General features: G+C 45.3%; 16 protein-coding genes. 9 read left to right on the top strand and 7 right to left on the bottom strand.

Annotated features, from left to right (window positions below; genetic code table 11):
- Window positions 1-13 precede the first annotated feature (13 nt).
- From HNP82_RS09210 to HNP82_RS09190, 5 genes are all read left to right on the top strand, one after another.
- Window positions 14-2,101 (top strand): glycoside hydrolase family 3 N-terminal domain-containing protein, encoded by a 2,088-nt coding sequence (locus HNP82_RS09210; RefSeq protein ID WP_183773622.1) that lies wholly within the window; start codon window positions 14-16, stop codon window positions 2,099-2,101.
- A 171-nt stretch (window positions 2,102-2,272) separates the two neighbouring features.
- On the top strand, window positions 2,273-3,139 hold the full coding sequence (locus tag HNP82_RS09205) for an SGNH/GDSL hydrolase family protein (RefSeq protein ID WP_183773620.1): 867 nt from the start codon (window positions 2,273-2,275) through the stop codon (window positions 3,137-3,139).
- 103 nt (window positions 3,140-3,242) lie between these two features.
- Window positions 3,243-4,331: an AraC family transcriptional regulator gene (locus tag HNP82_RS18385; protein ID WP_183773618.1), complete on the top strand. Its 1,089-nt coding sequence runs from the start codon at window positions 3,243-3,245 to the stop codon at window positions 4,329-4,331.
- A 129-nt stretch (window positions 4,332-4,460) separates the two neighbouring features.
- Window positions 4,461-6,056 (top strand): ABC transporter substrate-binding protein, encoded by a 1,596-nt coding sequence (locus HNP82_RS09195; RefSeq protein WP_183773616.1) that lies wholly within the window; start codon window positions 4,461-4,463, stop codon window positions 6,054-6,056.
- Window positions 6,049-7,575, top strand: a complete 1,527-nt coding sequence (locus tag HNP82_RS09190) for a sialate O-acetylesterase (protein WP_183773614.1) — start codon at window positions 6,049-6,051, stop codon at window positions 7,573-7,575. Before HNP82_RS09195 ends, HNP82_RS09190 begins: the two co-directional genes overlap by 8 nt.
- 69 nt (window positions 7,576-7,644) lie before the next feature.
- Here HNP82_RS09190 and HNP82_RS09185 read toward each other — a convergent pair whose 3' ends face one another.
- The 5 genes from HNP82_RS09185 to HNP82_RS09165 all read right to left on the bottom strand — a co-directional run bounded on the left by HNP82_RS09185 (window position 7,645) and on the right by HNP82_RS09165 (window position 10,659).
- Complete coding sequence (locus HNP82_RS09185) at window positions 7,645-8,100, bottom strand: DUF2726 domain-containing protein (RefSeq protein WP_183773612.1); 456 nt, start codon at window positions 8,098-8,100, stop codon at window positions 7,645-7,647.
- Between the two features lie 10 nt (window positions 8,101-8,110).
- Entirely contained in the window at window positions 8,111-8,683 is a 573-nt protein-coding gene (locus HNP82_RS09180; RefSeq protein ID WP_183773610.1) for a hypothetical protein, read from the bottom strand.
- 16 nt (window positions 8,684-8,699) lie between these two features.
- Window positions 8,700-9,293, bottom strand: a complete 594-nt coding sequence (locus HNP82_RS09175) for a hypothetical protein (RefSeq protein ID WP_183773608.1) — start codon at window positions 9,291-9,293, stop codon at window positions 8,700-8,702.
- 36 nt (window positions 9,294-9,329) lie between these two features.
- Window positions 9,330-9,704: a BlaI/MecI/CopY family transcriptional regulator gene (locus HNP82_RS09170; RefSeq protein WP_183773606.1), complete on the bottom strand. Its 375-nt coding sequence runs from the start codon at window positions 9,702-9,704 to the stop codon at window positions 9,330-9,332.
- Between the two features lie 271 nt (window positions 9,705-9,975).
- A complete protein-coding gene (locus HNP82_RS09165; RefSeq protein ID WP_183773604.1) occupies window positions 9,976-10,659 on the bottom strand; it encodes a Crp/Fnr family transcriptional regulator in 684 nt (227 codons plus the stop codon).
- 240 nt (window positions 10,660-10,899) lie between these two features.
- Between HNP82_RS09165 and HNP82_RS09160 the strand changes: the two genes are divergently transcribed.
- Together HNP82_RS09160 and hcp are read left to right on the top strand one after the other, a co-directional pair.
- Window positions 10,900-11,703: an ATP-binding protein gene (locus HNP82_RS09160; RefSeq protein WP_183773602.1), complete on the top strand. Its 804-nt coding sequence runs from the start codon at window positions 10,900-10,902 to the stop codon at window positions 11,701-11,703.
- A gap of 193 nt (window positions 11,704-11,896) precedes the next feature.
- On the top strand, window positions 11,897-13,489 hold the full coding sequence (hcp, locus tag HNP82_RS09155) for a hydroxylamine reductase (RefSeq protein WP_183773600.1): 1,593 nt from the start codon (window positions 11,897-11,899) through the stop codon (window positions 13,487-13,489).
- A gap of 241 nt (window positions 13,490-13,730) precedes the next feature.
- Here hcp and HNP82_RS09150 read toward each other — a convergent pair whose 3' ends face one another.
- Window positions 13,731-13,937 carry a hypothetical protein gene (locus tag HNP82_RS09150; protein ID WP_183773598.1) on the bottom strand — a complete coding sequence of 69 codons (207 nt, stop codon included), beginning with the start codon at window positions 13,935-13,937 and terminating at the stop codon, window positions 13,731-13,733.
- Between the two features lie 203 nt (window positions 13,938-14,140).
- A complete protein-coding gene (locus tag HNP82_RS09145; RefSeq protein ID WP_183773596.1) occupies window positions 14,141-15,058 on the bottom strand; it encodes an RpnC/YadD family protein in 918 nt (305 codons plus the stop codon).
- 464 nt (window positions 15,059-15,522) lie between these two features.
- On the opposite strand from HNP82_RS09145, the gene HNP82_RS09140 reads away from it, so the two are divergent.
- Window positions 15,523-17,067: a DUF4214 domain-containing protein gene (locus HNP82_RS09140; RefSeq protein WP_183773594.1), complete on the top strand. Its 1,545-nt coding sequence runs from the start codon at window positions 15,523-15,525 to the stop codon at window positions 17,065-17,067.
- A gap of 39 nt (window positions 17,068-17,106) precedes the next feature.
- Window positions 17,107-19,554, top strand: a complete 2,448-nt coding sequence (locus HNP82_RS09135) for a DUF4214 domain-containing protein (RefSeq protein ID WP_183773592.1) — start codon at window positions 17,107-17,109, stop codon at window positions 19,552-19,554.
- The last annotated feature ends 282 nt before the right edge of the window (window positions 19,555-19,836 follow it).

The raw sequence follows: 19,836 nt of genomic DNA, 5'->3' as shown, positions 1-19,836 counted from the left end.
TAAGGAAGAAGCGATGGAAAAGAAAAAGATCGAAGAATGCCGGCAGAAAGCCGCCGCCCTTGTGGCCCAGATGACTCTGGAGGAAGCAGCATCCCAGCTTAGATTTGACGCGCCGGCGATCCCGCGGCTCGGAATCCCGGCATATAACTGGTGGAATGAAGCCCTCCACGGTGTGGCCCGGGCGGGAGCGGCCACCGTATTTCCCCAGGCGATTGCCATGGCGGCGATGTTTGATACGGAAGGGGTGGAAAAAATTGCCGATATCATTTCCACGGAGGCTCGGGCAAAGTATAACGCCCAGTCCGCCCAGGGAGACCGGGGTATTTTTAAAGGGCTGACGATGTGGTCGCCGAATATTAATATTTTCCGCGATCCCCGGTGGGGACGGGGGCATGAAACTTACGGCGAAGATCCCTATCTGACCGGTGCGTTGGGAAAAGCCTTTATCCGGGGACTCCAGGGGGATGGAGAATATTTAAAGGCTACGGCGTGTGCAAAGCACTTTGCGGTGCATTCTGGCCCTGAAGGGCTGCGTCATGAATTTGACGCCCGGGTTTCACAGAAAGATCTGTGGGAAACCTATCTCCCCGCTTTTGAGGAGGCAGTGACAGAGGCTCATGTGGAAGCGGTTATGGGCGCCTATAACCGGACCAACGGGGAACCCTGCTGCGGCAGCAAAACCCTTTTGGTGGATATTCTCCGGGGAAAATGGCATTTTCAGGGGCATGTAGTTTCCGACTGCTTTGCCCTGGCAGACTTTCATGAACACCATATGGTGACGAAAACAGCCACAGAGTCGGCGGCCCTTGCGATGACCAACGGCTGTGACCTCAACTGCGGCGTGACTTATATGTATCTGCTCAAAGCCTGTAAAGAAGGGCTTATTGGGGAGGATCTCATCCGTCAGGCCGCCATCCGTCTGTTTACAACCCGGTATAAGCTGGGATTATTTGATGAGGATTGTTCCTACAATAAAATTCCCTTTGAGGAAAACGATTCGGCCGGCCACCGCCAGGCCGCCAGGGAAGCCGCGGCGAAAAGTATGGTACTGCTGGAAAATAACGGTATCCTGCCCCTGGATTTTTCAAAGCTCTCCCATGTGGGCGTAATTGGCCCGGTGGCAGATTCCAGAAAAGTCCTTGAGGCCAATTATAATGGCACGTCATCTCATTTTGTCACTTTACTGGACGGAATTCGGGAACTGTGTGAGGAGAATCAGGTGCGCCTGTACTATTCTCCCGGCGGTCTGCTCAATGAGCCGGCAAATCCCTTTGAAGCCATGTTTGAAAACCGTATCGGCGATGTCAAGGCGATTGCCTGCCGGAGCGACGTTGTATTTTTATGTGTTGGTCTTGATCCTACTATGGAAGGTGAAGAAGGAAATGAGACAACGGACGGCACGGGGGACAAGCAAAGACTTGGCCTTTCAAGTCCTCAGAAGGAAATGTGCGACGCTGTATTTTCCACAGGAACCCCGGTGATCCTCCTGGTGACAGGCGGAAGTTCTATAGATATCAGCCCTTATAACAAAATGGCTGCTGCCGTACTTTATACGTGGTACAGCGGTGAAGAAGGCGGTCATGCCGCCGCAGATCTGATCAGCGGAAAACAGTCGCCCTCCGGACGTCTTCCCATCACTATTTACAAAGAGACCAATACGCTTCCGGATTTTACGGATTACGCCATGAAGGGAAGAACCTACCGCTATATGAATGAAAAGCCGCTGTACAGCTTTGGGTATGGGCTTTCTTATACTAATTTTGTTATTACTGACCCCAAAGCCCATGTGGAACAGGACATGGTGGTGTGCAGGGCCCGGGTATTCAACATCGGACCACGGCCGTCGGACACAGTACTTCAGGTATATATCCGATATGAAGGAGAGGCTTTTGAAAAACCGCTGTGCAGTCTGAAACATTTTCAGCGGATACATATTGAAGCCGGAGCGGAAAAAATGTGGGATTTCTGTCTTCCCCTCAACCGCTTTGAAAGTGTTCTTGAAGATGGTACATCCCGTCTCCTTCCCGGGCAATATACTATTTTGCTCACTGACAGGGGGCCTCTGGAGATACAGGCCAAAATCCAGGTCAGCTTATCTTAGATAGAGGTGTAAACGGAACTTCCTTTTTCGGGACTTTTCTCAATGAAATCAGAAAGGCAATCTATGGAAATATACATAGATACAGGCTATAAATATACAAGCATTATAACATTTTTTCGTGTATATTTATGATAGAAAAACGACTTGAAAATCAGGAGGAATGAGTATCGTATGAGTGCGCGGCAATGTTATGAGGCGGATGTCTGTCTGAATAGCGCAGATAAAGTCTGTGAAAAAGTTTTGCTGGATCTTTCTCTGAATCCACAGTTTATTGGGAAAAAGAGGCCGGAACGCTTTATCAGGGTTATGGAAGAAAATGACGGCGGAATTGCCATCTTTTCTCCCTGTGGCCCAACGGAAGATGGGCTGGAACGGAGAAATCCCTTAATCGTGGCTATAGGCGACAGTGTTACGGCAGGGCGGTTCCAGTGGCTAATATCTCCGAAAGAGCGGGAAGAAAACTATAACAAATTTATAGCGGGCGACTTTTCCCATGCCATTTTTCATATTGAGGCATCGGATACATTACAGGCATATCCAGAGCTGTTTCGCCGCAAGCTGATCCGCCATTATGTTTACACCTGCGTCAGCGTCATTAACGCCGGGATTGCCGGGGATCATCTGAAAGGAATGTTTGCACGACATGAGCGGGATATTATCACTCACCAGCCGGATCTTGTCCTGATTAACGGTTCTCTAAACTGGGATGAGACAACGGGAACTATGGGAGAATATAAGAAACTGCTGGGAGAGATGGTTAGGAATATAAAAGAACGTACAGAGGCTGATATTGTTTTAATGACATCCAACGCTATGGCCGGAGACCGGAACCGGATAAAGATTCTTGACGCCTGCGCAGATGCTATCCGGGAGACTGCCCAGGAAGAAGATGTATGTCTGGCAGATGCCTATGCCATGTGGCAGGTTTACAGCGCCATGGGCCATCCTGTTGAAACGCTGCTGTCCAACGGTCTGAATCATCCGGTGCCGGCGGGCCATGAGGCTTATGCCCGGCTGCTTATGCAGTTGATTTTATAAAGATATCCGTGTATACTTGATATAAGATTTGAGTAAAAATCCGTATCCGTGAGACTGGAAAGGTCAGGCGGGATGCGGATTTTTCTGTAAAGGGGAAGTTGCGGTGTCCAAAAGCAGGGAAACAGAAAGAAGGCCAAAGAGCAGTGACCTTTACGCCTTTAATGAGCATGAGCAGTGGCTCAGGGATCTTTATTACAATCATGGGGGAACATTTTTGGCACAGCCCATGACTTATACAGAATATGAACAGCTTATGGAAGAACATCCGGACTATCTGGATCTGAGAGAATTTTTTGAAGATACTATGGTGAGGAATATTACAAATTATTCTCTCGCGAATCGTGCAAAGATGCCGGAATATGGCAGCGATATTACTATGGTGAAACATGACCGGTATTCGTATACGATAAAACATACCCATGATTATGTTGAGGGTGCCTATGTACTCAGCGGCCGGAGTCATCAGTTTGTGGGAGAGCAGGATTTCTGGCTGGAACCGGGAGATTTTTGTCTCCTTTCTCCAAGTACATTCCATTGCATTTCATCTGCGGCGGATGACGCTATTGTTTTTGCGGTTCTGATCAGCCGCAAGCTGTTTAATTCAGCCTTTTTGGATATCATGAAGGATCATAATATTCTTTCGGACTTTTTTACATCGGTTCTTTATGAGGAATCGGCCAGCCCTTATATTCTGTTTAAAACCGGGGATGACAGCCGGATTCGCCAGGGCTTTCTTAATATGTATGAGGAAGTATGCCGGCGGCAGCGTTTTTTTGGCGAGAGTATCGTCCTGTATTTCAGGCAGATTATGATACAGCTTCTGCGGAGGTATGAAATGTTTGCCATTATCCCCAACCCGGTGAATAATCATATTGAAAATCATATTACAGCTATTTTGGGCTATATTGAGGCCAACTATAAAACGGTAACGCTTCATGAACTTTCCCGGTTTTTTTCTTATAATGAATCCTATCTTTCGCGGATGCTGCGCCAGTATACCGGGAAAACCTTTCCGGCGCTTACCGGCGGCCTTCAGATGAAAAAAGCGGCGGAATTGCTGCAGGCGACGGATATGAGCCTGAGTGATATTGCTCAGGAAACGGGCTGCTTTGATATGAGCCATTTCTATAAAAAATTTAAGAAGTACTATGGCACGTCACCGTCAGAATATCGAAAGCGGTTTAAAGGATGATGTCGGATTTGTACCAATGTACATAGCAAAAAGATACAATCACAGCCAGAAGTTATTTCCTATAATGAGTTTAATCTTAAAGCCGTAGATGGGTTAAGAAAATAAGGAGATAACGAAAGGAATGATGGTATGAAACATTTGGGAGGAACCGCGCTGATGGCAGCTTTGGCTTTTTGCCTGACAGCCTGCGGAAATGCAGAAAGCACCGGAAATTCAGAAAATAGCAGCACTCAGGCGGCTGGTTCGGAAAATACGGCAGTGTCGGCTTCTGCTGCTGAGGAAGATATTGCTGAAATTGTTGTGGCTTATTTTACAAACACAGATATTAGCAGTGATGAGACACAGAGAGTTCAGGATGCGATCAATGAATTAACGGTGGAAAAGATTAATACCGAAGTGACGCTGCTGCCCATAGCCATCGGTTCCTGGAGCCAGCAGATCAATTTGATGATTGCCGGCGGTGACGCGCTGGATTTGCTTCCCACATTTTATTATGGCTCCGGAACGTTTGACTCTATGCGATCTTCAAATCAGTTAATGCCGCTGAATGATCTTCTGGAAGAGTACGGGCAGGGCATATTAGCGGAAGTGCCTCAGGATTACCTGAATACTACAACCTATGATGGAAATATCTATGCGGTTCCCACAGCGGCAGATAAGGTTTCATCCATTTATTATGCGATGCGGACAGATATTCTGGAAGAACTTGGACTTTTAGAACAGGCGGAGGAAATCTCATCGATGGAAGATGTAGAGGCAATTCTGGCGGCGGTTAAAGAAAATACCGATTTGACACCTCTTTTTGGATCGGCATCGGGGAACGGTGTGATCCATTTTGGAAATGTTCTTGTGACAGGTGAGTTTGAAGACGCCATCGAGTTTAACAAGCTGGTTAATGACTATATTGTCACCCTGGATACTGATCCGACAACGGTGGTCAATTTGTACAGCACGCCGGAGTACCAGGCATCCGTGGAGTTGATTCATGACTGGTATAATAAAGGTTACATTTATAAAGATGCGACAACGACGGACGAGGTTAATTATGACACTGTAAAAAATAATGTGTGCTTCAGCTTTTTCTATGCCGCTGAAAATGCTACGAAGAATTCAGGTCTGGTCGGCTGCGGTTATGATATGACCGTTGTCAAGGTTTATGATACATCGATCAGTACATCCTCTGTGAATACAATTACATGGGGTATTCCTGTCAACAGCAGCGAACCGGAAGCGGCTATGAAATTTTTAAATCTGATGTATACTGACAAAGCGATTATTGATCTGCTTAATTACGGTGTTGAGGGCGTAAACTATACTGTTTTAGATGACGGAACCTATGGCCCGGTGACTGATGAAACGGTGGCGTCTACCGGCTATCCTCTGAACCTTACATGGCTGTTTGGCAATCAATATCTGTCCGGCGTATGGACGGGAGACGATCCGGATCTGCGTGAACAGTCCAGAGAAATTAATGATCACGCGAAATTATCTCCTCTGCTGGGATTTGCGGCCAACGCTGAGGGCTTTGATACACAGATCAGCGCCATTACCAGTGCGGTCAATGAGTATGTCCCCGGGTTAGTCTGCGGCGTGTCTGTACCATCGGAAGTTCTTCCGGATTTTAATGAAAAACTGGAAGCAGCCGGAATTGAGGATCTTATAACCGATGTTCAGTCTCAGTTGAATCAATGGCTGGAGGGACAGGAGCAGGAAAGTAATGAATAAAAATCAGAAAACATCAATTCTTTTTGGAGAGCATATGGTTCTCCAAAGGGGTAAGCCGGTGCCGGTCTGGGGAAAATCCAGACCGGGAGACCGGATCAAAGTATCGGTACAGGGGCAGGAAAAGAGTGGCTATGCCGATGCTTCGGGAAAATGGATGATCCGCCTGAACCCTTTAGCTATGTCCTGGGGCGAGACATTGAAAGTGTCCGGTGAGGATTTTGAAGAAATTTTTGAAGACGTCCTTGTCGGTGATGTGTGGATTGCGGCCGGACAGTCCAATATGGAATTTCCTATGTTTTATGAAAAAAATTATAAAGAAGAACTGGAACAGATCCGGGAATCCGGAATCCGTTTTTTTGATTACCCGGAAGTCTGCTATGAAGGTCAGTTGGATTTATATGAGTATAATAATGATGGGGTATGGCGGGTCTGTGATTCCAAAAATCTGGGCTATTTTTCTGCGGCGGCTTATTTTTTTGCAAAAGAACTCAGTAAAGCCCTTCAAATCCCCATAGGCATTATCGGATGTAACTGGGGCGGCACCACGGCGTCCTGCTGGATGGATCCGAAATATCTTAAAGATCATCCGGGGAAAGTGTGGCTGGAGGATTATCAGCGGCAGACTGCCGGTATGGATATAGACGCCTATGAAAAGAATATCCAAAAGGACGTCACACTGATCCGGAATAACTGGATTCATGATGAGGCGTCTCTGGAACATGAGACCGGGTATGAAGAACTGAAGACAATGTATGAAAACTTTTTGGCTATGGGAGATCAGGCGGAACCGGCTATGGGGCCGAAATCCTGTAAAAGGCCCGGCGGACTTTACTATTCCATGGTATGTGCAGTGGCGCCTGCGGCAGTGACCGGAGTGCTTTGGTATCAGGGAGAAAGCGATGTGCTTCACAAAGAAGTGTACAAAGATGTCTTTCCGGCGCTCATCCGCTGCTGGCGGCATCTCTGGGAAGAAGAACTCCCGTTCCTGTTTGTCCAGTTGGCACCGTTTAAAGGCGTCGGTCTTTTTGGCGGCAGTGATTATCCTTCAATCCGGGAAGCCCAGCAGCTTACTGCAGATTCCGTGAAAAACACAGGTATGGCGGTCATTACAGATGCCGGCTCTGTGTATGATATTCATCCGAAAAACAAAAAGCCGGTGGGGGAAAGACTGGCCCTCATCGCCCTGAATAAAGTGTATGGTATGGACAGCCTTCTCTGTGAGGCGCCGACGCTCATCAGAGGATGGCTGGCCGATAATGCACTAATTCTGGAATTTAAAAATGCCGGAGATGAGCTGGATCTTCGGGGAGACCGGGTCGGTGGCCTGGAAATTTTCAGAGATGGGACACCGGTTGAAAACTATTCTGTCACTGTGGAAGAAAATATTCTGCGTATTTGTGGGCCGGAGATTGTCCCAGGCGCGGCTTTTCTGGTGGAAATGGCCTGTACGCCCTATTATTGCGTGAATCTGTATAACAGCGCCGGGATTCCCGCCAGACCGGCCAGAGTTGAGATCTGAAAAAATATAAATATAAATGCCCTGCCGTCAAAAGTCCTCCTTTTTGGCGGCAGGGCGTTGTTTACTTGCCTAAAACAGCCGCCGCACTTCCCTCTCGTCAATGTCCCGTATCCGTTTTAAGGGGATTTTCGCGGCGGCAAAAGCCTTGTCTTTAAAGTGGTCCCGGCAGCGGGCGTCCTTTGTCTCATGGCTGGAATCGTCCAGTTCCACTGCGAAAAGAACATGGAGATCATGGTCGCAGATGACAAAATCCACATGCTTCTGGGCGATTTTGTGGAAATATTTCATATAATTTTTCGTATCAGTGACCGCCAGGAGATCTTTGACGCCCACTTTGGGACAGACCATACAGCCGTGGGCCTCCGCTTCCTGCCTGAGAAGCTGGTAAAAACGGTATTCCCGCCGGGTTAAAATGTGCTTTGCGGCGTAAGGATAGTAATTGCGTTTTTTATACCAGAGGATAAGAGCGGCTGCGGTCAGAATGATGATAATGATAGCACAGGCAATAATGATTTGCTGTTCCATTTTGTATTGTTTATGTTCCTGATCCACGGCGATACTGTTTTCGCCGCGGCCGAGTGAAACGACGGATCAGGAGCTTCCTTTCTGATTGCGTTAAAATTTCCAGTGGAATGTACAGGTCAATATCGGCCAGGAGAAGTCCCCGGCGATCCTTAAATACCCGGTGGATGTCCGTATATTTGAAGTCTGTGCGTTCACTGTTTCTCGTGACTGTAAAATGGCCGGTGCCAAAAGAGAGATGGAAAGTCTCGGCAGGATAATGACCGTCATAGTCAAGCTTTGTCCCCGGAAAATGAATCTGCAGGGGCCGTATAAAGTTGACCAGAAGAAGGAAAACAATGAAGCACAGTCCCCCAAAAAACAGCATCAGCCGAAGGTGCATAAGGATTTTTTCATGGAGTGGGAGCGGCGTTTGGAGACGGCTGATATCAATGCCCAGGAACAGGGCGATCATAAAAAAAGCGCAGACCGCAGACAGACTGATGATCTGAAAAGACCGGGATGATAAGACGCTGCTTTTCTTTTTATAAAGCGCCGTTTTTCTTTCCTCAAGCTGCCTTCCGGTGGAAAATTCAATTTCAAACATATGTAATACCCCCTCTTTAGAGTACCTTGTGTTTTTGTTTTGGCCGTCTGAAACGCTGGATCAGGAGCTTCCTTTCTGATTGCGTTAAAATTTCCAGTGGAATGTACAGGTCAATATCGGCCAGGAGAAGTCCCCGGCGATCCTTAAATACCCGGTGGATGTCCGTATATTTGAAGTCTGTGCGTTCACTGTTTCTTGTGACTGTGAAATAGCCGGTGCCGAAAGAAAGATGGAAAGTCTCGGCAGGATAATGGCCGTCATAGTCAAGCCTTGTGCCGGGGAGATGTATTCGCAGGGGATACATACTGTTGACAAAAAGGAGCAGGGCAATAGCGGCTGCCGCAGCGCAGAAAGTCATTAAAACCATATAAGCGGAGGTCTGTTCTGATTCCGGTGCAAGTTCATAATAGGGCAGTGACAGAACAATAAATCCACGGTCTATGGAAGCCCAGCACACGGCAAAAAACAGTCCGCCAACAACACATAGGCAAAAAACAGTGAGACAGATTAAACGGAATTTCCGGCTGGATAACAGGTTGTTGTGTTTACTGTATAAAATATCTTTTCGGTCTTCAATACACCGGCCAGTGGAAAATTCAATTTCAAACATAAAAAACCCCCTCCCCAGTTAAATGTTTAAAACCCCTTATTCGTCAAGCTGATCAAGCATTTGCCTTAATTCCTGGAGATCTTCCCGGTTTAGCGCTTTTGATCGGCCAAAAGCGCTTGCAAGAGCCCGGATGGATGGCTTTCCCCAGAAATCAATGATAGAACTCATTTGGTCGTTAAGATAAGCGTCCCGGTCGATCAGAGGATAGTAGCGATGGCTGCGGGTCGAACCAATATGTCCGGCAAAGCCTTTTTTAATGAGACGGGAAATGAACGTGGATACGGTCTGAGGCTTCCAGTCATGTCCATATTTATTGCGGCACATTTCTATAATTTCCCCAAGCCCTGCCGGGGAATCGCTGTCCCAGAGACAGCGCATAACGATTTCTTCAGATTCGCTGAGCTTCTCCATAAAAAAGCCTCCTTTCTTTGGCTGGTAGTTTGTGTGTCGATTTTCCAGGAAGATAATACTCATGGAAAATCTTTTATCCTGCATTTATTTTACTACATACGTAATATAAATGCAACAAAAGATTTGCTGTATTGATTTACCAGGAATCCCTGGCGCTACTATTCACGGGTAGCCGGAAACACTTGCTGTTTCCGGCGTAAGAAAGTGATTCAGGGGTGCGCTTAAACCATTCGAGCAGCGAACTTTGCATGGTTTAAGTGCAGGTTACTGTTCACTTCGTGAATAGTAATTCTCTGGCGGCGCTGTGAAGGGAAAATTGATTTTTGTGGAAAGTGATCAGGCTCTCCTGTTCCATTTTTCCAAGTTCTTTTGAGAGGGCGCTTCGATCAACACAGAGATAATCTGCAAGCTCCTGCCGGTTAAACGGTATTGTGAAAGTATTGCTTCCATTTTGGATGGCCTGGAAAGAGAGATATGACAGGAGACGTCCCCGTATCGACCGGCGGGAAATATCATTGATTTTTCTGGAGAGACTGAGATTTTTCCTGGCCATGACCGTCAGAAGATTGGCAATTAGCCGGCTGTGAAAAACACAGGCTGATGAACAGGTAGTGAGAACCTTCTGAACATTTAAAAAAAGGATCGAGCTGTCTTTTGCGGCGATGGCATCGACCATAAGTTTTTCCTCCGGAGCGCATGCATAGGTTTCTCCAAAGACCTGCCCTTCACATATATATCCGAAAATGTTCTGGCTGCCCCACACGTCGGTCTGCTCAATGCGGACTTGCCCGGACAGAACAAGGCCCATGGCACTGATAGTATCCAAGGCAGAATAAATAATCTCTCCTTTCTTATATTCCCTCGTATATGCCCCAAGGCAATTTAACAGTCCTTCAATATCCTTTGGCTCAATATGGTAAAAAAGAGGCGACTGGCATAAATCTTCGATTTTCATAAGCTCCTCCTTATTAATGATTCTTTTGCGGTTAGTATAATAGGCGGGACGGGGAAAGTCAATGCCCGTTTTCCTGCTGTCTGAGCTGTCAGGAAAAATTTTAAAAATGTGGTTTTTGCAACAGATTTTTCTTCGGCAATCACGTATGATAGGCACATAGACAAGAAATCACATTCCAAAACAGGGAAAGTCCTGAAATGGATTGCCATAAGGCCAGGGGCCAGAAGGAGGAATAAATATATGATTCGCAGAGTTATCCAGATTGATGAAGAAAAATGCAACGGCTGCGGCCTGTGTGCCAATGCCTGCCATGAAGGCGCTATTGGTATGGTCAACGGAAAGGCACATCTGCTGAGAGATGATTATTGTGACGGACTTGGAGACTGTCTTCCCTCATGTCCCACAGGGGCAATTTCCTTTATAGAGCGGGAGGCTGCAGCCTACGATGAAGCAGCGGTAAAAGCCCATATGGAACAGCGGGCAAAAGAGGCGGCCCAGGCCGGCGGGCAAAATCTGCCTCATGCACAGGCGGCCCAGGAAAGGCCGGCGCAGACCGGTGCGAAAGCAGTTCATGGATGTCCGGGTTCGGCTATGCGTCAGATGAACCGGAAGGCAGCGGATCACAGACAAAGTAACAGCGGCTCTGGAACAGAAGAGGACGCCATGAGATCTTTTGCAATGGAATCCCAGCTCTCACAGTGGCCGGTACAGATCAAGCTGGCGCCGGTGAAAGCTCCCTATTTTGACCATGCTAAACTTCTTGTTGCCGCCGACTGTACTGCATTTGCCTACGGCAATTTCCACAATGATTTTATCCGTGGAAAGATTACCTTAGTAGGATGTCCGAAGCTGGACAGCGTGGATTACAGTGAAAAGCTGACGGAAATTATCCGTGAAAATAACATTGAAAGCGTTACCATTGTCCGCATGGAAGTGCCCTGCTGCGGCGGTCTGGAAAATGCGGTGAAAAAGGCGCTTATGGACAGCGGAAAGTTTATTCCATGGCAGATTGTGACCATTTCCATTGATGGAAGAATTTTATAGTAAACGACAAATATATTTGTCGTCTACTATAAACTCTCCGGGGGATGCGCACGATTTTTGTAAGGAAAGATCTGCGCTTCGCGCAGCAAAAATCGGCGCGGGAAACGTCATAATAAAAATTATTATGACGTTTCCTATAGATTAAAGAATGCGGGAAACTGCTGCAAAACTACAAATTTATCAGGAGGACAATATGGATCAGAAAATGTTTTGTTTTCAGTGTGAACAGACGGCAGGATGTAAAGGCTGCATGGGAAACGCCGGGGTGTGCGGTAAAAAGGCGGACACAGCCGCCCTTCAGGATAAACTTACCGGCGCTCTCATCGGTCTGGCCGGAGCCTGTGCCAATAACGAAAAGACTGAAATGACAGACCACCTTATTCTGGAGGGGCTGTTTACAACAGTCACCAATGTAAATTTTAATAATGAAACGATCTTACAGCTCATTGACCGGGTTCATGAGGAAAAAAACAGAATTTCACCCGGATGTACAGGCTGCGGGGCGCCCTGCGGTCAGACGGAAGATTATGATATGAGTAAGTTGTGGAATGCCGATGAGGATATCCGTTCTTTAAAATCTCTGATCCTTTTTGGCATCCGGGGAATGGCTGCTTATGCTTATCACGCTATGGTGCTTGGCTACACAGATGATACCGTCAATGCCTTTTTCTACCGTGCCTTGTTTGTCCTTGGTCTGGACTGGACCATGGAGCAGCTTCTTCCGGTAGTATTGCAGGTGGGCGAAGTAAACCTGAAATGTATGGAACTTCTGGATAAGGCCAATACAGAAACTTTCGGTACTCCGGCGCCCACAATGGTGCCGCTGACTGTGGAGAAGGGGCCGTTTATTGTAGTCACCGGACATGATCTTTATGATCTTAAACTTTTGCTGGAACAGACAAAAGATAAGGGCATCAATGTTTATACCCATGGAGAAATGCTTCCGGCCCATGCCTACCCGTTGCTGAAAGATTACCCTCATCTGAAAGGAAATTTTGGAACCGCATGGCAGAATCAGCAGAAAGAATTTGCCAATATCCCGGCTCCGGTACTGTTCACTACCAACTGTCTCATGCCAGTAAAAGACAGTTACGCAGACCGGGTTTTTACAACAGAGGTTGTTTCCTATCCGGGAATGGTACACATCGGGGAGGATAAAGATTTTGCCCCGGTGATCAAGAAAGCCCTGGAGCTGGGCGGCTATGATAAAGATATGGAATTTACCGGAATTAACGGAGGACATCAGGTGACGACCGGGTTTAGTCACGGCACTGTTCTGTCTGTGGCGGATCAGGTCATCGACGCCGTGAAGTCCGGCGCTATCCGTCATTTCTTCCTTGTGGGCGGATGTGACGGCGCCCGTCCGGGACGGAATTACTATACAGAATTTGTAAAGCAGACGCCGTCAGATACCGTGATCCTGACTCTGGCCTGCGGCAAATACCGTTTTAACGATCTGGATCTGGGAACTATTGGAGGCCTTCCAAGGCTCATGGATATGGGCCAGTGCAACGATGCTTACAGCGCCATCAAGGTGGCTGCGGCTCTGGCGGACGCATTTGGCTGCGGCGTCAATGATCTGCCTCTGTCCATGGTTTTGTCCTGGTATGAGCAGAAAGCAGTCTGTATCCTGCTGACACTTCTCCATCTGGGGATTAAAAATATTTTTCTCGGTCCTAGCCTCCCGGCCTTTGTATCGCCCAATGTGCTGAATTACCTTGTGGAAAATTATAATATTTCGCCCATCAGCACACCGGAAGAAGATTTAAAGAAAATTTTGGGATAATTAAGGAGACAATAAATATTGCCTGAGCCTGAAAATAAGAGAGCCTGCGGGATTTCCACGGGCTCTCTCTTCATATCATTTGTACATTGTATAGGATTATCTTTTGTAAACAGGATTCCTCTGTTTACAAAATACACAACGTTATTCATAACAGTTCAGCCATCCGTAATGGGGCGGGCTGAACTGTTGCTTCCCTTACATATTGGTTCAGCCATCCGTAATAGGTCGGAATAAACTGTCACTATTTACTTTTTAATCCAAACTCTTCCAGCAGTTTTTCACGAAAAGCTTCATCTTCAAGGCTGCGTTTCAGATCCTTATAGCGTCCCTGACTTACCAAAGCATTGGCCAATTCCAATGACTGCTTTTCGCCGCGTTTTTCACCAATCTTTTCGCCTTCCAGACGTCCGGCCTCCCGCTCGTCCTTGAGCATTTCTTCCAACATCATATACTGCGCCTCCATTTCTCGGTTACATTGATTCAGAAACTTTCTTGTGCTTAGGTCCATGATTTCCGACAGGCAATGCCTTTGGCAGAGATATAGTGGGGCGCAGGGATTTCCCTGTGCCCCATAGATCAGGAACATATGTTATCTTTTGTAAAACTGTAGTTATGTGTAATGATCGACACCTTATCGGCGGATATATGAGTCTACAGTTGATATTCTTTAAATAATTTTTCCAGATATTCGCTGTCCACAGCGGCGCGCCTGATATCGTCAATACGGGAATCAAACAGAAGCAGGGCGTACAGACGGTTGATCCGCTCTGTGGCTAGTTTTGCGCCCTGTTTCAGTCCGCGTTCCAGCCCAATCTTTTCGCCCTGTTCCAGTCCGCGTTCCAGCCCAATCTTTTCGCCGCGCTCCAAACCCTTCTGCTCTCCCTCATCGAAAATCATTTGTCCCAGTCGTGTCATAAATATCACCTCTTTAATATCCTTCAGATCCTGCTCATTATCCAGAAACTTTTCTGCAAAGGCATATAGCATAGCCATGGCGTGAGTGGCTTTTGAACTGTGCTGCCCTTTCATTAAGCGAGCGGCATCTATGATTCGCTCTTTGGGGGAAGATGTGCCTTCAAACAATGGTGTTAATGCAAGCTGGGCAAGATCCTTATCGGTCAGAGCTTCACCCCGTGCCTTCTTTTCATGAAGCTGCGCCAGAATGTCATCGGCGTTGGCAACGTCCATACATATCGGGATCGTCCGATAAGTGTTAATGCCATAAGATTCTTCATAGCAGATCTTTCGGATTCCGCCTGTAAAAATCACATATGTAATGACATCTTTGCCGGAAATATAGTGGAGCCATGCTTCATAAGAATGAAAGCGCCGGAGATCGCCGATGCCCCCATCGGTAGTTTGAAATTCAAAATGAAGATATTTTCCTGATTTGGTCAGGAAAGTAAAATCCATATACATATTGGTTAAAACAAGGACAGGGATTTCAGTTATGCCGTTGTCATCTTCAAGTTCTTCATGGATATCCCAAAGAGGCAGAAGTTCCTTGCCAAAATAGGTGTGGGCGGTCTTTAAAACAATGTCTTCATAATTTTTATCCGAGTTGCTCAATGATTCATATTCGTTCCTTTCGTATTTGTCTAGTCATCTTTTGTGTTTTGAATATTTTATAAAATACGAAAGCTTCTTCTATGTTCCTGTCTTTACTATAGCAGATTTGGCAGGCTGACTCAAGATGTGGAAAAATTTCTCTGTTTTTCTGGATTAAAGGAAAAGAAGTCTATTGAAATAAAAAACGAAACATCGTATAATTATAACGATATAACGAATTAAAGCGGATGGCAGGGGGGTTTTCCTTTGGAATGGTTATCAGATCAGCTTTTATTTTACGGGGGATTAATTGGAGCTGCGCTCATATTGATTATAGCAGTCATATATTTTTGCGTTTCAAATATCCGTCGAAAGCACTTAATAGAACAGTTAGATAAGGAATACGGAAAAGATCGTCCCTGATTGTTTTAGAGGTGTTTTCAGGATACTTTATAAATCATACTTGTTTCAAGGGAGGAAAATGAATGAAGGGTAAAAGAGTGTTGTTAATGATGTCTGCTACATTATTATTGGCGGGTATGCCTGTATGGGCATCAGAAGTTAATTCAGAAGCTGCCGTCTCTGCGGAAATAAATAGGGAGACAGCGGATACTTATGTGACAACTGAAGAAAGTATGGAAATTTTTCAGTATAATGCCGCGGTTAATAGTAACGACAGCGCGGAAGGCTTCGTGTCCCGATTATATCAGTTGGTGCTTGGCAGACAGCCGGACGCAGGGGGCCTTAATGCCTGGACAAGTCAGCTTGTCAGCGGCCAGGCCACGGGAGTCCAGGTTGCCAATGGATTTATCTACAGTACTGAATTAAAAGGCAGGAATTTAAGTAATTCAGATTATGTGGAAATGCTTTATCAAACTTTTTTAAATCGTTTTTCGGATGTGTCGGGAAAAGCAAGCTGGGTGAATCTTCTTGAAAAGGGCATGTCCAGAGAATATGTCTATAAAGGATTTGCCAATTCCGGTGAATTTCAAGAAATTTGCGACGATTATGGCATTCAGAGAGGTGAAGTGGTTTTAACGGCGCCGAAAGACCAGAATCAGGGCGTTACGATGTTTATTTACCGCTGCTACGAGAAATTCCTTGGACGAAAAGCGGACGATGCAGGCCTTAATGATTGGGCCAATGAACTGCTGACCGGTCGTATTGACGCGAAAGAGGCGGCCAAAGGCTTTGTGTTAAGTCCGGAATTTCAGAAGAAAAATCTGAGTAATACAGACTATGTGAAAACGCTTTATCGCGGTTTATTTGACCGGGAAGCGGACTCAAAAGGATTATCTGAGTGGAAAGCTCATCTGGATGCAGGCAATTCAAGGGAAGCTGTTTTCTACGGATTCGCCGATTCTGATGAGTTCAGAAAACTGGCGGCCGGCTTTGGCTTAAACAGTTCATGGGCTGGGACGCCGGTGACATATAAAATGAGCAAATCGGCATTTGTAGAGTGTCTGTTGGATAATGAGAGCGTATGGCGGGATGATATAGATGATGGCTATGGCATACCTTTATATTATTCGTTAATAGATTTTGATCTGGATGAAGAATTAGAATTGATGGTTGTATATCCAGGCGGAACTATCCAGTTTGCGCCAGCCATTCTTTATGATATTTCTGACGGAAAAATACAGGAATTTTGTACTACGGAGATTGACCAAATAAAACTGTATAAAAATAATGCAACAGGAGGATATCAGTATATCATAAGTAATTATTGGAGTAATGGCATATATGGTTTTACTAGAGGAATGGAGGCTGTGCAGTATTCCTCTTCTGGAGAAACAACATTAGCGGAGTTTGTCCATAGAACAGAACTCAGTACTGATTACTATTATGTAAACGATACTGAAGTTTCTAAGGCCGAGTATGACTCTGCGTATAACGGCTATTTTTCAACCCTTACGGATACAAATATGAAATACGGACAACTCAGCTATGATAACTGGAAAGGGTATACAAGACAGCAAAAGAGAAATGCTCTTATTTCACTGTATGATGCCTTTTCATATACGAAGTAATGGGAGAATGTTTTTTATCATTTAAGGAGTTGATATGTTATGAAAGGAAAAATTATTAAAACTGTCATAGCTGTGGGACTTGCGTTTTCCATGACTTTTAATACGGGAATCCCTGCCCTGGCAAATTCCAACATGGCAGAAACGGAAACAGGTCAAGTTGAGACCTATGATGCTTCCGAAGATGGAGAAAGTACTGATGAAACCACGGAGGAAAGCATTCAGGATACAGGAACTGTAGAATCTACAGGAGAAAACATCCAGGATACATATGCGCAGGAGACAAAATCCATTGAAATTCAGACTGAAGAAACTCAGATGCCAGAATCCCAGACGGTGACAGAAACAGAGCAGGCTGTGACTGTTGAAACGGAGACTGTTCTCCAGACTCAGTTGGAAAGCGAAACAATAGAGATAGATTCTTTTGCAGGAAGCTCCATTGCAACGGCAACATCTATATCTTTGGGGAAAACCTATCAAGGAATGGTGTCTGAAACTAATAAAAAAAATTATTACAAATTTACTATTCCTTCATCTGGACGTGTTACGAATACAGCAATTGCTCATGCTGGAGGGATTAATTATTTCATATATGATAGCGCAGGAAATGAAGTTTATCATGGTGATCCTGGATGGAATAGTACAACCGGACAGAGTTCTGTGGATGATACAATTGACCTGACAAAAGGAACTTATTATTTTGCAGTTATTTATTCTTGGATGGACGGATCATATTCCTTTAATCTGAGCTTTGGTAGTGCTAATGAAAGTTTTACGGAGACAAATGGAGGAACAAATAATAGTATGGCCAGAGCCAATGGCATTTCATTAAATACCAGTTATAAAGGCCAGATTGCCGGCAATGATACCATTGACTATTATAAATTTACGATTGGATCATCCGGGCGGATAACCAATTATGCAACAGCAGAAATAGCAACCATTAATTATTATATTTACGATACATCAGGAAATGAATTGTATCATGGTTATTCCGAACGGAACTCTGTGACAGGTCAGAGCAGTATTGAAGATACCATAGATCTGACAAAAGGCACATACTATTTTGCCGTGGCACAAAATTATGGTACGGGAAATTACAGCTTTAAACTCCAGTTTGCCAGTGCAGGAGAAAGTTTCACAGAGACCGGAAATGGTACAGATAATACAATGGCAACAGCAAGAAATATTTCTCTTGGAAAGACATATAAAGGCCAGATCGCTGTCAATGATGATAAGGATTATTACAAATTTACCGTTTCAAGTACGGGTAGGTATGTAAATACTGCAACGGCCTATATGAGAGGAGTCAATTATTATATATATGATCTGTCCGGACATGAGGTCTATCATGGAGATGCTGTATGGAATGAAACCCTGAGATATAGTTCGATCACTGATAAATTCGAATTGGAAAAAGGCACATATTATTTTGTAGTAACCCGATATCTTGATTATGGTAACGGAAATTATTCATTTAAGCTTTCAAGTTATGCGCAAGTGACTGGAATTTCCTTAAATAAGTCAAACGCTACATTAACAGAAAAAGGACAGACGCTGCAGTTGACTGCGTCTGTAAAGCCAGACAACGCGACGAATAAAGATGTAGAATGGAGCAGCTCCGATTCTTCAGTGGCAAGTGTTAATGATCATGGGCTTGTGACCGCAAAAAATAATGGAACTGCCACAATTACTGCCAAAACTAAAGAAAATGAAAAAACGGCAAGATGTGTTGTCACAGTCTATAATATGTCAACTGAGGGCGCGTCTGGTTTTGTATATCGTTTGTATACAAACATGCTGAACCGTCAGCCGGATATTTCCGGACATTCTTCCTGGGTATCTGTTTTACAGAAAAGAGATGATACAGGAGCAGGAGTAGCCTGGGGATTTGTGTTCAGTACAGAGGTTAAAAACCAGAATTTAAGCAACACTGAGTTTGTAAAAAGGCTGTATCGCACATTTCTTGACCGGGAGGCAGATTCGGCCGGGCTGTCCAGTTGGGTAAAACAGTTGGATAATGGTATTTCCCGGGAAATGATTTTTAAAGGCTTTGCGGAATCCGCAGAGTTTACATCCATATGCCGTTCCTACGGAATTACCAGAGGAAATGTTAATCTGGCAGCACCAAGAGATCAGAATGCGGGAGTTACAATGTTTGTATTCCGGTGTTATCAGAAAGCATTAGGACGTAACGCGGATACAAGCGGATTAAATAATTGGGCGAATGTTCTTTTAACCCATAAGGAGACGCCAAAGCAAGTTGCCCATGGCTTCATCTTTTCTCCGGAGATGAACAGTAAGAATCTTTCCAACAGAGAGTTTATCAAAGTTCTCTATAGGGTATTTTTGGATCGTGAAGCAGATTCTGCCGGTTTGGAATCCTGGGTAAGAGTTTTGGAGCAGGAAGGTAAGAGCCGGGAACATGTATTTAACGGTTTTGCGGATTCTCCTGAATTTCAGAAAATAGTGGCTTCTTATGGACTATAAAAATTAGTATAAAGTGTGTCAATGATGATGGCAGGGGGAATAGCAGAAGCTGTTTCTCCTGCTCTCTAAATTTTTAATTTTATCAGGAGGAGATTAAAGTGAAACTGAAGAAATGGTTGTCAGGGATTCTTGCCATGATCCTCATATTGGCACTGGTGATCCCGTCAGGTTCGATGGCATCCGCCGCGGAAACTGAGACAATGAGCCAGAGTGAATCTTATGAAGAAACAACAGACACAGAAAGTGAGGAAGGCTCTAATGATTCTGTTACCGGAGAGGATT

The organism is Catenibacillus scindens, from assembly GCF_014202115.1.
GTDB lineage: Bacteria > Bacillota > Clostridia > Lachnospirales > Lachnospiraceae > Catenibacillus > Catenibacillus scindens.
Note: the sequence above shows the minus strand (reverse complement) of the source record. Positions and strands in the feature narration are given on the sequence as shown.

Excerpts from the sequence above, each read along its gene's own strand:
- HNP82_RS09165 (WP_183773604.1), bottom strand. The coding sequence starts at position 10,659 with ATGAAAATCGAAGATTTATGCCAGTCGCCTCTTTTTTACCATATTGAG.
- HNP82_RS09175 (WP_183773608.1), bottom strand. The coding sequence starts at position 9,293 with ATGTTTGAAATTGAATTTTCCACTGGCCGGTGTATTGAAGACCGAAAA.
- HNP82_RS09150 (WP_183773598.1), bottom strand. The coding sequence starts at position 13,937 with ATGATGTTGGAAGAAATGCTCAAGGACGAGCGGGAGGCCGGACGTCTG.
- HNP82_RS09160 (WP_183773602.1), top strand. The coding sequence starts at position 10,900 with ATGATTCGCAGAGTTATCCAGATTGATGAAGAAAAATGCAACGGCTGC.
- HNP82_RS09205 (WP_183773620.1), top strand. The coding sequence starts at position 2,273 with ATGAGTGCGCGGCAATGTTATGAGGCGGATGTCTGTCTGAATAGCGCA.
- HNP82_RS09190 (WP_183773614.1), top strand. The coding sequence starts at position 6,049 with ATGAATAAAAATCAGAAAACATCAATTCTTTTTGGAGAGCATATGGTT.
- HNP82_RS09185 (WP_183773612.1), bottom strand. The coding sequence starts at position 8,100 with ATGGAACAGCAAATCATTATTGCCTGTGCTATCATTATCATCATTCTG.
- hcp (WP_183773600.1), top strand. The coding sequence starts at position 11,897 with ATGGATCAGAAAATGTTTTGTTTTCAGTGTGAACAGACGGCAGGATGT.
- HNP82_RS09170 (WP_183773606.1), bottom strand. The coding sequence starts at position 9,704 with ATGGAGAAGCTCAGCGAATCTGAAGAAATCGTTATGCGCTGTCTCTGG.
- HNP82_RS09140 (WP_183773594.1), top strand. The coding sequence starts at position 15,523 with ATGAAGGGTAAAAGAGTGTTGTTAATGATGTCTGCTACATTATTATTG.
- HNP82_RS09195 (WP_183773616.1), top strand. The coding sequence starts at position 4,461 with ATGAAACATTTGGGAGGAACCGCGCTGATGGCAGCTTTGGCTTTTTGC.
- HNP82_RS09210 (WP_183773622.1), top strand. The coding sequence starts at position 14 with ATGGAAAAGAAAAAGATCGAAGAATGCCGGCAGAAAGCCGCCGCCCTT.
- HNP82_RS09180 (WP_183773610.1), bottom strand. The coding sequence starts at position 8,683 with ATGTTTGAAATTGAATTTTCCACCGGAAGGCAGCTTGAGGAAAGAAAA.
- HNP82_RS09135 (WP_183773592.1), top strand. The coding sequence starts at position 17,107 with ATGAAAGGAAAAATTATTAAAACTGTCATAGCTGTGGGACTTGCGTTT.